Here is a 12188-nt window from a genome sequence, read left to right as displayed (position 1 = left end):
CGGTAGGCGCGATTGCCGGGCCCGCCGCGGTGACCGGTGCGGCGGCTGTGGCCGCGCTGGCGCCGGCCGCCGGTGCGCTTGCCGCGTACGCGCCCGACGGCATGGTCAACGCGAGGCCGCTTGCGCAGCCGAGCGCGCAGGCCGCATACAGTACCGTGCGCCCCGCTTTGAGCGACGCAACCCAAGTCGCGCGCAAACGCCGCGCACGCGTTGAGCGTTGCGCCTTCACGAGCGGGTTCTCCACGGCGCGATGCGCACCAGCAGCAGCATGCCGGGCAACGCCAGCACCGTGCACGCGATGAAGTAGTCGAACCAGCCGATCTGCGCGACCACATAACCGCTCGCCGCCGATGCCAGCGTGCGCGGCACCGACGCGAGGCTCGTGAAGAGCGCGAACTGCGTGGCCGTGTAGCGCGGGTCGGTGGTGCTGGCGATATACGCGGTGAAGGCCGCCATCGTCAGACCGGTGGTGAAGGTTTCGAAGCCGTAGACCAGTGCGAGCGCGACCGAGCGCGGCTCGAACTGCACGGCCCAATCGATCCCCACCAGCGCGAGCAGCTTCGTCGTCCCCTCGCTGAGCCAGACGGCGATGTCGTAAATCCCGGCCAGCCCCGGCGATGCCGGACCGAGATGCGCGAGCCACGCGAAGCCGAGCGTCGACACCATCTGCAGGAAGCCGAAGATCCACAAGCCGCGGCCAATGCCGATCTTCATCAGCCAGATCCCGCCGACAATGCCTCCCGCGAGACTCGCGCCGAACGCGGTGGTCTTCGCGATCACACCGATCTGCGTGCGCGAGAAGCCGATGTCGAGGAAGAACGATGTGGACAGCGTGGTCGCCATCGTGTCGCCGAGCTTGTACAGAAAGATGAAGCCGAGCACGAATAGCGCGCCGCGCCAGCCGTCGCGCTGAATGAATTCCCGGAATGGCTGCACGATCGCTTCGCGCAGGTTCTTCGGCGGCTTGCCGTGCACTTCGGGCTCGCTGACTACCAGCGTCATCACCATGCCCGGCAGCATGAATGCCGCCGTGACGATGAACACGGTGGTCCACGGCAAATGGTCGGACAGAATCAGCGCGAGCGAGCCGGGTACCAGCGCCGCGATCTTGTAGGCGTTCACATGGACGGCATTGCCGAGGCCCTGCTGTGTGTCACTCAACAGCTCGCGCCGGTACGCGTCGATCACGATGTCCTGGCTCGCGCCGAAAAACGCGACCAATGCCGTTAAAGCCGCCACCGTCCAGATTGAATCGCGCGGCGACACGAACCCTAGCGCCGCGATGGCGCCGGCCACCAGGATCTGCGTGACGAGCATCCAGCCGCGTCGTCGGCCCGGACGCCAGCCGGGGAAGCGCGGCACGTAGCGGTCCATCAGCGGCGCCCAGATGAATTTCCAGGTATACGGAAACTGGATCAGCGCAAAGAGGCCGATTTCCTTCAGATTGACGCCTTCGGAGCGCAGCCATGCCTGCACCAGATAGACGAGCGTGAACAGCGGCAGTCCTGACGTAAAGCCGAGAAAGACGCAGATCAGCATGCGCGTATTCAGGAACGCGCGCCAGCCGGGATGTTCTTCGTGAGCGTTAAGTGCAGGCGCCTCGTGCGGCGGGTTCGACATGTGGATGACTTGCGTTAGCTTTTCTTGACGCGATAGACCGCAAGACTACCACGCCAGTTCACGCCCCAGCGCACGGTCTGCCCGTCGTGCAGCACGACCCGATCAAGAATTTCGATGCCGACTTCCGGCGCGAGCGCTTCGAAGTCCTCGATCGTCAGCACGCGCACGTTCGGCGTGTTGTGCCATTGATAAGGCAGCGACTTCGACACCGGCATGCGCCCCTGCAGCACCGACAGCCGATGCGCCCAGTAGCCGAAATTCGGAAACGACACGATGCATTCCTTGCCCACTCGCACCGTCTCGCGCAGGATCGCGGCGGTCTGATGGATGGTCTGCAGCGTTTGCGACAGAATCGCGAAGTCGAAGCTGCCGTCTTCGAACAGGCGCAGGCCGTCTTCGAGATTCTGCTGGATCACGTTGACGCCGTTTTGCGTCGACGCGAGCACGCCCGCGTCGTTGATCTCGATGCCGTATCCCTGCACGTCGAGTTCTTCGGTCAGCAGCGACAGCAGCGAGCCGTCGCCGCAGCCGAGATCCAGCACCGTGGCGCGCGGTTCGACCCAGCGGGCGATCGCGCGGAAGTCCGGGCGCAGCGCCAGGTAATCGAGTGCTCGCTGGTTCATGCGTTCACCTCGTTCGCAATACGTTCGTAGTAGGCACGCATCACGTTGTGATAGCGCGCGTCGTCGAGCAGGAAGGCGTCGTGGCCGTGTGGCGCGTCGATCTCCGCGTACGTGACCGTGCGCTTGTGGTCGAGCAGCGCCTTCACCAGTTCGCGCGAGCGGGCTGGCGCGAAACGCCAGTCGGTCGTGAAGCTCGCAATCAGGTATTTCGCCGTGGTGTGCGCGACCGCTTTGGTCAGATCACCTTCGAAAGCTTTGGCGGGATCGAAGTAGTCGAGCGCGCGCGTGATCAGCAGATACGTGTTCGCGTCGAAGTAGTCGGCGAACTTGTCGCCCTGATAGCGCAGGTACGACTCCACTTCGAACTCGACGTCGAAGTTGAAGTTGTACGCGTCCAGTGCGCCCTCCGCGCGGCGCAGCGAACGGCCGAATTTCTCGGCCATGTCGTCGTCCGACAGATACGTGATGTGGCCGATCATCCGCGCGACGCGCAGGCCGCGTTTCGGTTTCACGTTGTGCGCGTAGTAGTTGCCGCCGTGGAAGTCCGGGTCCGACAGGATCGCCGAGCGCGCGACCTCGTTGAACGCGATGTTCTGCGCCGACAACTTCGGCGTGGACGCGACCACGATGCAATGCGCGACGCGCTCCGGATACATCATGCTCCACGCGAGCGCCTGCATGCCGCCGAGGCTGCCGCCCATCACCGCGGCGAAACGCGTGATGCCGAACTGATCGGCCACGCGCGCCTGGGCGTTGACCCAGTCTTCGACGGTGACGACCGGAAAGGTCGCGCCGTATGGGACGCCGGTGGCCGGGTCGATACTCATCGGCCCGGTCGAGCCGAAGCACGAGCCGAGGTTGTTCACGCCGATCACGAAGAACTTGTCGGTGTCGAGCGGTTTGCCCGGGCCGACCATGTTGTCCCACCAGCCGACGTCTTTCGGGTTGTCCGCATAGACACCCGCGACGTGGTGCGAAGCGTTGAGCGCGTGACATACCAGCACCGCATTGCTGCGCGCGGCGTTGAGCGTGCCGTAGGTCTCGACCATCAGGTCGTAACCGGCCAGCGAGCTGCCGTTCTGCAACTGCAGTGGCTCGCTGAAATGCATTGTTTGGGGGGCGACGATACCGATCGATTCCATTCATTCCGCCATTAAAAAAGCAGGGCGGCTAGATGGCGTCGGCGAAGCACGGAGGAACGACTGTGTGCGCGGCTGACGACCTCTTTAGCCGCATTTATAGTGAACCGCGGGAGTATTCCAGTGGTTCGCGCGCCCGCAATCGAGTCAGCAAATCGGCGCGTGATGAGTGTTCAGGGTGTTCCGGATCGCGGTCCCGGCTGCATCGAAGGGCCGCGTTCAGGCGCAAAGTATAGCGGAAAATTTCGCGCGACAGCGTCGCCGGCGCACCCTCGCGGGGTGCGTGCCGCACCGATCACTGAAGGATCAGCAGCAGTTGTGCGTCGGCGTGTTCGGCCGGCATGCGGGCGAAACCGCTGCGCACATAACGATGCCAGCGACCGATGATGTAGCTCAACAGCAGGCTCGCACGGATCGCGGGATCGTAGCCGGCAGGCAACAGGACGGCGGTGTCTGCGGCGTCGTTCGTGCTTTCGCTCGCGTGCGCGTTCGCTTCCGTCTGCGCCAGCCGCAAACACTGCTTTAGGGATGCCTCGACGCGCTCCAGCATCTGGTTGACGCGCTCGGTCAACCGTTCATGCTCGCCGACCAGCGCCTCGCACGTCAGCACGCGCGTCATGCCGGGGTTCTTCGCGGGGAAACTGAGCAGCATCAACGCGATGGCGCGTGCTTGCAGCACGCCGCTGCTTTCCTTGTCGGCGATCTGGTTGATGAGGCCAAAGAGCGTTTGCTCGATGAACTCGATCAGCCCTTCGAACATTTGCGCCTTGCTGGCGAAATGGCGGTACAGCGCGGCTTCTGACACGCCGAGCCGGGCGGCGAGCGCCGCCGTGGTGATCTTTTCGCTTTTCGGCGCTTCCAGCATCGCAGCGAGCGTCTGCAGAATGTGCACGCGGCGCTCGCCCGGCTTCAGACGCTGTGCGCGCTGGGCGGCCGCTGCATTGGCCGGCGCAGTGGCTTCGTGTTCGGCTAAGGCTTCGTCAGGTTTGTCGATCGGCTGCATGGCTGTCGTCCCGGCTGCTGTCCCTTCCATCGAACCGAGCGGCTGCCCAGTCGTAGCGATTTTAACGAACGAATGCACCGGTCGACATAATGCGGCCGACCGGTGCCCGGCAGACGTGTCGGCACGCCGTCCGCGTGCGGTTTGCGCGGCAGATGGCCGGTGATCCACACCGTGCGGATACCGAGACGCCGATAGTTCTTCAGATGCGAGCGCGTGTCTTCGACGAGGATCGCATCCTTGAGCGAGACGTGGGCGTCGCGCATGGCCTTGCGCAACATCGCGTGATCGGGCTTGGCGCGCCAGAGGCGGCGATCGCGCATGTGCTCGATGGCGATCACCTGCTCGAACAGACGTTCGATGCGCAGTTCGGCCAGCACCGCGCGCGCATACGCTTCAGGCGCGTTGGTCAGCACGATCTTGCGGCCCGGCAGCGCCGCGACGAGGCGCGCAATGCCGCGTTCGTGACGGATCATCGAGCCGAGATCGGGGAATGTGTGCACGACCTTCAGGAAGTCGATCGCGTCGAGCGGATGGTGGCGCGTCAGGCCGAGCAGCGCCGCGCCGTAGCGCTGCGTGTAGCCGGTGCGCAGACGGTTGGCTTCGTCGATGTCCACCTGCAGCGCGTCGATGATGTACTGCGTCATGCCGTGGTTGATCGCCGGGAAGATGGCGTGCGAGGCGTGGTGCAGCGTGTTGTCGAGATCGAACAGCCAGACCGGCTTGCCGCCTGCGATATGCGGACGACGGCGGCGGGAAGTGGGGGTGCGCATGGTGGAGAACGCCGTTCAGGCGCAGACGGTCGCTGCTCGCGGCGAACGTGGAGCGTTCGCGAAGCGGGTGGCGGGAGAGAAGGGAGTGCTGGCTGGTGCGCCACGAGGGCGCTCGCGGCCGGTGCGCGCGCCGGACACGGCGCATGGGCCGGGCAGCGTGCCCGGCTTCGCAGCGTAACCGCACGGCACACATGACGCGCCGTTGCGACGCGCCGCGTGTGCCGGATTTGATGCGGGGCTCAATGCGTGGGAATCAGTGCGAGCGGATCATCGTGCCGAACGGCTGTTCGGTGAGAATCTCCAGCAGCACCGAGTGTTCGATACGGCCGTCGATGATGTGCACCGAGCGTACGCCGCTCTTCGCCGCGTCCAGCGCCGACGAGATTTTTGGCAGCATGCCGCCGGAGATCGTGCCGTCGGCGAACAGGCCGTCGATTTCGCGAGCCGACAGATCGGTCAGCAGATTGCCTTCCTTGTCCATCACGCCCGGGATGTTGGTCATCATCACGAGTTTTTCGGCGTTCAGCACGACCGCCAGCTTGCCGGCGACCAGATCGGCGTTGATGTTGTACGACAGGCCGTCTTCGCCGAAGCCGATCGGCGAGATCACCGGAATGAACGCGTCGTCCTGCAGCGCCTTCACGACCGCCGGGTTGATCGCCTCGACTTCGCCCACCTGGCCGATGTCGACGTACTGGCCGGGGTTGTCGCGATCAGGCATCAGCATCTTGCGTGCGTGGATCAGGCCGCCGTCCTTGCCGGTCAGGCCGACCGCGTGGCCGCCGAAGTGATTGATCAGCGTGACGATGTCCTGCTGCACTTCGCCGCCGAGCACCCATTCGACGACTTCCATCGTCTCTTCGTCGGTGACGCGCATGCCCTGAATGAACGTGCCCTGTTTGCCGATCTTCTTCAGCGCCTGGTCGATTTGCGGACCGCCGCCGTGAACGATCACCGGATTGATGCCGACCAGCTTCAGCAGGATCACGTCGCGCGCGAAGCCCTGCTTCAGGCGCTCCTCGGTCATGGCGTTGCCGCCGTATTTGATGACCACGGTCTTGCCGTGATACTGGCGGATGTAGGGCAGCGCCTCGGCCAGGATTTCGGCCTTCAGGGTGGGCGCGATCTGCGAAAGGTCGGGAAGCTCGGACATGGCGGCAGGCTCAGGCACGGAACAGTTAAAACAGGGCGAATTGTACAGGACTGGCGCGCTGCAACAGGGTTTTCGATAGCTGCGCGGCCCGCGGACGGCGCGGGCTTTGCGCACTGCGCAACGGCAGGCCGCAGGCTTCGCTCGGCTATCAAGCTTAACGTGCTCACGTGACGTTCGTGAATTGGCCGAATGGACGACTCACGCGGGGCCGCCAGTCGTGGCATCATCTCCTGATCGATGCCTTGGCGCTCGTCCCACCCCGTCATGAAACCGTCCGCTTCCCGTTCGACCAACAGCCCGCGCTGTCCGCGCTGCGGTAATGCGTTCGATTGCGGCAGGCATGCGCAGCCGTTCGAGTGCTGGTGCCGCGAGATGCCGTCATTACCGGCGGACAGACTGGATCCGGCGCGCCCGTGTTTGTGTCCCGAGTGTCTGGCCGGCGAGATCGCGCAAGCGGCTCACGCGGGACCGGGTGCCGGCTCGGCCTGAGCGGGCTGTAGCACGCGGCGAGGCCCACGCTACGTTGGCGAAACGCCGCTGAGCCAGGCCGCGCGATGTTGGGCAGCCAACGCGCGCAGGTCGCGGAAGACTGCTTCCAGCGGCTGTTCCCATTCGCCGAACCGCGGTTGCCGGTACAGCGTCGCGCTTGGATACCACGGGCTCCCGTTGCGTTCGAGCAGCCAGACCCAGTGCGGATTGACGTCGAGCAGCACCCACGTGCGCTGGCCAAGCGCGCCGCTCAGATGCGCGACGGACGTGCACACCGTGATGACCAGATCGAGTTCGCTGACGAACGCGGCGGTGTCGTCGAAAGTCGCGAATTCGGCGGTGTAGTCGGTCATCGGCAGACCGGCCGCTCGCGCGGCGGTCACGTCGGCGTCCGCGGCCGGTTGCAGGGAGTAGAACGCCACGTCCTGCATGCCGGCGAAGTGGGCCGCGTAGCGTTCCCAACCGACACGCCGGAACGGATTGCGCTGATGACCAAGGCTGCCGGTCCACGCGAGTCCGACCTTGAGGCGCGATTCCCCTCCAAGCCGCTTGCGCCACGAGTCCCGCGCTGACGCTTGCGCGAACAGATACGGCGACGCAGCCGGAATCGTTTCCTCGCGCGTCTGGCAGATCAATGGCAGGCTGAGCAGCGGAATTTCATAGTCGAACGGCGGTAGCGTTTCGACGCCTCCGCCGGCGGAGTATTCGTCCACATGGCTGCCGAGGCTGCGCGCAAGCAGCGCGCCCATGTGCGGAAACGAATTCCACGACAGTCGGCCGCCTTCGCGATGAACACGCTCGGCCAGCATCGGGATGTAGCGGCAGAATTGCAGGAGGTCGCCCATGCCCTGCTCGCCCCACACCAGTAGAGTCTTGCCGGCGAGCGGTTCGCCACGCCAGGTGGGTACCGGCATCTGCGGACGGCCGCCGCGGAGTTCCTGCGAGCCGTCCCAACGTGCCTCGTGCGACAGCCAGCCGTTCGCGTAGTCGCCGCGCACGAGTTGCAGCATCCCGAGACCGGCGCGCATCGTGGCGTCATGCGGCGCCAGCGCGCAGGCCGTGGTCGCGGCGTGTTCGGCTTCGCTCCAGCGTTGCGCTTCGCGGAGTGCCAGCGCATAGTTGTTATGCGACAGCGGGCTGTGCGGCGCGCATTGCACGGCGCGTGCCCCCGCTTCCAGCGCATGCGGCAGATCCATGCTCAAGCGATACGTATTCGTGAGATTGATCCAGCCGTCGCCATTGCCGGGTTCGTCGCGGACCGCGCTTTCCAGCAACGCCCGTTGTTCGTCCAGGTCCCCGCCGCTCAGTATCAGCGCGGCGGCGAGATTGTTGCGCAATTGTGGCAAGGTCGGTTCGATGGCGAGCGCGCGGCGATACGGGGCGACGGCTTCGCGATGCAGATTGGCCATCTGCATCGCGTAGCCGAGACGAAAGTGCGTAAGAGCGCGATGCGGATCCAGTTGAGCAATAATGGCGGCGAGCTCGATCGCGTCGCGCTCACGATGCTGTTCGGAGAAGCTTGCGATGAGTGCTGCAAGCGAAGCGTCGTCGAGTGGATGCAGTTGCGCCGCCGCCTCCAAACAGCCAGCCTCCGTTGCCGAGCTGCCGCTTTGCCTCGCTGCGGCAGCATCGCGCAAATAATTCAGGAAAGCTGATGAGGCGTCGGCTTCGCGGTGGGAGTTAGGCGGCATGGAACGGTTGCGCGGCGCCGGCGCCGATGACGAAAGACCGGACCATGCGACGCTGTCGCAAAAGCCATATGTTACCGGCGGCACCGCTGAAAGTAAGTCGGAGTATTCCGAACGGGTAGACTAAAGTGATGCACCGTATAACCAACACCGGCCGGGTCAATCTTGGCCATCTGTTCTGGCTGCGCAGCCTCGCCATCATCGGTCAGCTCGTGACGATCGCATTCGTGCAGATCTTCATCGGCGTGACCCTGCCGCTGCCCGCGATGCTGCTCGTGATCGCGCTCGAAGTGCTGTTCAACGCGCTCACGTGGTGGCGCGTTTCGCAACAACGGCCGGAGTCGAACATGGAATTGTTCGGCCAGATCTGGGTCGATCTCGGCGCATTGTCAGCGTTGCTGTTTCTCTCCGGCGGCACCACGAATCCGTTCGTTTCGCTCTACCTGCCGTCGCTCGCGATCGCCGCCGCGGTATTGCCGTGGCAACTGATGGCATGGCTCGCGGCGTTTGCCGTGGCCTGCTACGCGGTGCTCGGTTTCGATTCCGTGCCCTTGAATCTCGACAATCCCGCGAACCTCTTCGACTACTACCGCGCCGGCATGTGGGTCAACTTCATGGTCAGCGTCGGGCTGATTGCATGGTTCGTCGCGCGTATGTCGCGAGCTCTGCGGCTACGTGACGCAGCGCTCGGAGAAGCGCAGCAGCGCTTGCTGCAGGACGAACGCGCGGTCGCGCTCGGCGTGCAGGCCGCCACCGTCGCTCACGAAATCGGTACGCCTCTGTCTACAATCGCGATGTTGTCCGAAGAATTACGCGACGCGGCACGCACCGACACAGGGCTAGCACCGTACAGTGCCGATCTCGAACTGCTCGAACAGCAGATGACGTTATGCACGTCCGCACTGGCCCGCTTGCGCAGCCGCGCGTCGACGGCGACCAATCGACAGCCGGTCGGCGAGTGGCTGGAATCGTTTGCCGAGCAATGGCGCCTGCGTCATCCACATGTGAAGTTCGAACGGATCGGCGCACCGCCCGCGGATGTCAGTCTCAACGACACGGTGGCCGTCAGCCAGATCCTCACGATCCTGCTCGACAACGCCGCGCGCGCGAGCCGCGATCACGTGACGCTTTCGTGCGCCCTCGACCCGCGCGGCGAGAAAATCGTGCTCGAAGTCTGCGACGCGGGGCCGGGTATTCCGGCTGCATTGCGCGGCTCGCTTGGCGCGATGCCGGTGGACAGCACGCAGGGCGGCCACGGTGTCGGCCTTTATCTGGCCTTCTCGGCGGCGTCGCGTCTGAAGGGTTCGATCGAGCTGACCGACGTCAGCGCGATCAAGCCGCGCGGCACGCGTGCAGTGCTGAAACTTCCGCTCGCCAGCGGGCGCAAATTTTCCGGCGCGGGCCGTCAAGGCGCCACGCCATCCGACACGGAGAAACAGGCATGAGCGAAAAGAATTTTCTGGTGATTGACGACGATGAGGTGTTCTCCGGCATCCTCGCTCGCGGTCTGACGCGGCGCGGTTACACGGTGAGCGAAGCGCACAACGCGGACGAGGCGATCAAGCTGGCGAACCAGCAGAAGTTCAGCCAGATCACGGTGGATCTGCATCTCGGCAACGATTCGGGCCTGACGCTCGTCGCGCCGTTACGCGATCTGCAGCCCGACGCGCGCATGCTGGTGCTGACCGGCTATGCGAGCATTGCCACCGCGGTGCAGGCGGTGAAAGACGGCGCGGACAACTACCTCGCGAAGCCCGCCAACGTCGAGACGATCTTATCGGCGCTGCAAACCGAAGCGAGCGCGCTGCAAGCGGAAGAGGCGATCGAACATCCGACGCCGCTATCGGTGGCGCGTCTCGAGTGGGAGCATATTCAGCGCGTGCTCGCCGAACACGGTGGCAATATTTCGGCCACGGCGCGGGCGTTGAACATGCATCGTCGAACGTTGCAGCGCAAGCTGGCGAAGCGGCCGGTCAAACAGTAAGTCGTTCTGCTTCGACGCAAGCCATGTGACAAAGGAAAACGGGCTGCCTTCGATAAGGCAGCCCGTTTTTTTGTGCGTCAGATTCGATCTGCGTCAGGCAATGTGAATAACCTGACGCAGCCTGTGCATCGACACGGATATCACAGCACGTAACGCGACAGATCTTCGTCTTCCGCCACTTCGTTCAGCGCGCGATCGACATACGCCGCGTCGATCTGCACGGCTCTGCCCGAGTGGTTGCCCGCCGAGAACGACACCTCTTCGAGCAGTTTTTCGATGACCGTGTAAAGACGCCGCGCGCCGATGTTCTCGGTCTTTTCGTTGACCGAGTAAGCGATCTCGGCCAAGCGCCGAATCCCGTCGTCGGCGAATTCGAGATGCACGTCTTCAGTGGCGAGCAGTGCCTGATACTGCTTGACGAGGCTCGCATCGGTCGACACGAGGATCGATTCGAAATCGTTCACCGACAGCGAGTCGAGTTCGACGCGAATCGGAAAGCGGCCTTGCAGTTCGGGAATCAGATCGCTCGGCTTGGCCAGATGAAATGCGCCGCTCGCGATAAACAGAATGTGATCGGTCTTCACCATCCCGTACTTGGTGTTGATCGTCGTGCCTTCGACGAGCGGCAGCAGATCGCGCTGCACACCCTGGCGGGATACTTCACCGCCGCCGGCTTCACTGCGCGACGCAATCTTGTCGATCTCGTCGAGGAACACAATACCGTTCTGCTCGACGTTCTGCACCGCCTTGGCTTTCACCTCTTCATCGTTGAGCATCTTGCCGGCTTCTTCGTCGGTAAGCACCTTCAGCGCTTCCTTCACCTTCATCTTGCGGCGCGTCTTTTTGCCGCCGCCGATGTTCGCGAACATCGAACGGATCTGCTCGGTCATGTCTTCCATGCCCGGCGGCCCCATGATGTCCATGCCTGCTTGCGGCTGTTCGACGTCGAGTTCGATTTCCTTGTCGTCGAGCAGGCCTTCGCGCAGACGCTTGCGGAACGTTTGACGCGTGCTGCCGCTTTCGTCGACGGTGTCGGCGGCGCTCGAACTCGCACCGAAACCGACCGGGCGTGCGCTCGGCAGCAGGATGTCGAGGATGCGGTCTTCAGCCTGGTCGCCGGCCTTGGTCCGCACTTTGCGCATTTCAGTTTCGCGCGTCTGCTTGACCGAAATCTCGATCAGATCGCGCACGATGCTGTCGACGTCGCGACCCACGTAACCGACTTCGGTGAACTTGGTGGCTTCGATCTTGATGAACGGCGCATCCGCGAGCTTCGCCAGACGCCGCGCGATTTCGGTCTTGCCGACGCCGGTCGGTCCGATCATCAGAATGTTCTTCGGCGTAATTTCCTGGCGTAGCGGCTCTTCGACCTGCTGACGGCGCCAGCGGTTGCGCAGTGCGACGGCCACGGCTTTTTTCGCGCGGCCTTGGCCGATGATGTGTTTGTCGAGTTCGGAGACGATCTCGGCAGGGGTCATTGTGCTCATCGTTGGTCCTTACTCGATCGTCTCGATAACGCGGTTGTGGTTCGTGTAGATGCACATGTCGCCGGCAATCTCCAGCGACTTCTCCACGATTTCGCGGGGCGACAGCTCGGTGTTGTCGGCGAGCGCTTTTGCGGCGGCCTGCGCGTAAGCGCCGCCCGAGCCGATCGCGCAGATGCCGCCTTCCGGATCGAGCACGTCGCCGTTGCCGGTGATGACGAGGGTGGTGGTCGCA

At 64.0% G+C, this 12188-nt stretch carries 11 protein-coding genes and 2 pseudogenes; 3 read left to right on the top strand and 10 right to left on the bottom strand.

The window, feature by feature from the left end; genetic code table 11:
* The 7 genes and pseudogenes from CIC12_RS14160 to argB form a co-directional block, all read right to left on the bottom strand.
* Positions 1-229 (bottom strand): annotated as a pseudogene (locus CIC12_RS14160) (hypothetical protein); the annotation flags it as partial.
* A complete protein-coding gene (locus tag CIC12_RS14155) occupies positions 226-1620 on the bottom strand; it encodes an AmpG family muropeptide MFS transporter (RefSeq protein ID WP_168664723.1) in 1395 nt (464 codons plus the stop codon). The gene CIC12_RS14155 and the pseudogene CIC12_RS14160, both read right to left, overlap by 4 nt.
* A 14-nt stretch (positions 1621-1634) precedes the next feature.
* Positions 1635-2243: a methionine biosynthesis protein MetW gene (gene metW, locus CIC12_RS14150; RefSeq protein WP_121316265.1), complete on the bottom strand. Its 609-nt coding sequence runs from the start codon at positions 2241-2243 to the stop codon at positions 1635-1637.
* Entirely contained in the window at positions 2240-3385 is a 1146-nt protein-coding gene (metX, locus tag CIC12_RS14145) for a homoserine O-succinyltransferase MetX (protein WP_168664722.1), read from the bottom strand. The genes metW and metX overlap by 4 nt, the downstream gene beginning before the upstream one ends.
* Before the next feature lie 292 nt (positions 3386-3677).
* Entirely contained in the window at positions 3678-4385 is a 708-nt protein-coding gene (gene slmA / locus CIC12_RS14140; RefSeq protein WP_168664721.1) for a nucleoid occlusion factor SlmA, read from the bottom strand.
* A complete protein-coding gene (locus CIC12_RS14135) occupies positions 4352-5155 on the bottom strand; it encodes a pyrimidine 5'-nucleotidase (RefSeq protein WP_168664720.1) in 804 nt (267 codons plus the stop codon). The genes slmA and CIC12_RS14135 overlap by 34 nt, the downstream gene beginning before the upstream one ends.
* 253 nt (positions 5156-5408) lie before the next feature.
* Positions 5409-6308 carry an acetylglutamate kinase gene (argB, locus tag CIC12_RS14130; protein WP_007179687.1) on the bottom strand — a complete coding sequence of 300 codons (900 nt, stop codon included), beginning with the start codon at positions 6306-6308 and terminating at the stop codon, positions 5409-5411.
* A 264-nt stretch (positions 6309-6572) separates the two neighbouring features.
* Here argB and CIC12_RS14125 point away from each other — a divergent pair, with 264 nt between their 5' ends.
* Positions 6573-6797, top strand: coding sequence for a cysteine-rich CWC family protein (locus CIC12_RS14125; RefSeq protein WP_168664719.1), 225 nt, complete (start codon positions 6573-6575; stop codon positions 6795-6797).
* 29 nt (positions 6798-6826) lie between these two features.
* Here the strand turns inward: CIC12_RS14125 and CIC12_RS14120 are convergent, their stop codons facing one another.
* Positions 6827-8488: a hypothetical protein gene (locus CIC12_RS14120; RefSeq protein WP_168664718.1), complete on the bottom strand. Its 1662-nt coding sequence runs from the start codon at positions 8486-8488 to the stop codon at positions 6827-6829.
* A 128-nt stretch (positions 8489-8616) separates the two neighbouring features.
* Between CIC12_RS14120 and CIC12_RS14115 the strand changes: the two genes are divergently transcribed.
* Entirely contained in the window at positions 8617-9930 is a 1314-nt protein-coding gene (locus tag CIC12_RS14115) for an ATP-binding protein (protein WP_168664717.1), read from the top strand.
* Entirely contained in the window at positions 9927-10469 is a 543-nt protein-coding gene (locus CIC12_RS14110; protein ID WP_121316273.1) for a response regulator transcription factor, read from the top strand. Before CIC12_RS14115 ends, CIC12_RS14110 begins: the two co-directional genes overlap by 4 nt.
* Positions 10470-10609: 140 nt before the next feature.
* On the opposite strand, the gene hslU is transcribed toward CIC12_RS14110, so the two are convergent.
* Both hslU and CIC12_RS14100 read right to left on the bottom strand, forming a co-directional pair.
* On the bottom strand, positions 10610-11956 hold the full coding sequence (hslU, locus tag CIC12_RS14105) for an ATP-dependent protease ATPase subunit HslU (protein WP_168664716.1): 1347 nt from the start codon (positions 11954-11956) through the stop codon (positions 10610-10612).
* A gap of 9 nt (positions 11957-11965) precedes the next feature.
* Positions 11966-12188 (bottom strand): annotated as a pseudogene (locus CIC12_RS14100) (ATP-dependent protease subunit HslV); the annotation flags it as partial.

This window comes from Paraburkholderia sp. SG-MS1 (assembly GCF_012275575.1).
In the GTDB taxonomy this organism is placed as follows: domain Bacteria; phylum Pseudomonadota; class Gammaproteobacteria; order Burkholderiales; family Burkholderiaceae; genus Paraburkholderia.
The sequence above is the reverse complement of the archived record's forward strand: the minus strand, read 5'-3'. Positions and strand labels throughout refer to the sequence as shown.

What these genes read in the sequence shown, in the direction of transcription:
- CIC12_RS14125 (WP_168664719.1), top strand. Translation starts at nt 6,573, where the DNA reads ATGAAACCGTCCGCTTCCCGTTCGACCAACAGCCCGCGCTGTCCGCGC.
- slmA (WP_168664721.1), bottom strand. Translation starts at nt 4,385, where the DNA reads ATGCAGCCGATCGACAAACCTGACGAAGCCTTAGCCGAACACGAAGCC.
- CIC12_RS14115 (WP_168664717.1), top strand. Translation starts at nt 8,617, where the DNA reads ATGCACCGTATAACCAACACCGGCCGGGTCAATCTTGGCCATCTGTTC.
- metX (WP_168664722.1), bottom strand. Translation starts at nt 3,385, where the DNA reads ATGGAATCGATCGGTATCGTCGCCCCCCAAACAATGCATTTCAGCGAG.
- CIC12_RS14155 (WP_168664723.1), bottom strand. Translation starts at nt 1,620, where the DNA reads ATGTCGAACCCGCCGCACGAGGCGCCTGCACTTAACGCTCACGAAGAA.
- CIC12_RS14120 (WP_168664718.1), bottom strand. Translation starts at nt 8,488, where the DNA reads ATGCCGCCTAACTCCCACCGCGAAGCCGACGCCTCATCAGCTTTCCTG.
- hslU (WP_168664716.1), bottom strand. Translation starts at nt 11,956, where the DNA reads ATGAGCACAATGACCCCTGCCGAGATCGTCTCCGAACTCGACAAACAC.
- metW (WP_121316265.1), bottom strand. Translation starts at nt 2,243, where the DNA reads ATGAACCAGCGAGCACTCGATTACCTGGCGCTGCGCCCGGACTTCCGC.
- CIC12_RS14110 (WP_121316273.1), top strand. Translation starts at nt 9,927, where the DNA reads ATGAGCGAAAAGAATTTTCTGGTGATTGACGACGATGAGGTGTTCTCC.
- argB (WP_007179687.1), bottom strand. Translation starts at nt 6,308, where the DNA reads ATGTCCGAGCTTCCCGACCTTTCGCAGATCGCGCCCACCCTGAAGGCC.
- CIC12_RS14135 (WP_168664720.1), bottom strand. Translation starts at nt 5,155, where the DNA reads ATGCGCACCCCCACTTCCCGCCGCCGTCGTCCGCATATCGCAGGCGGC.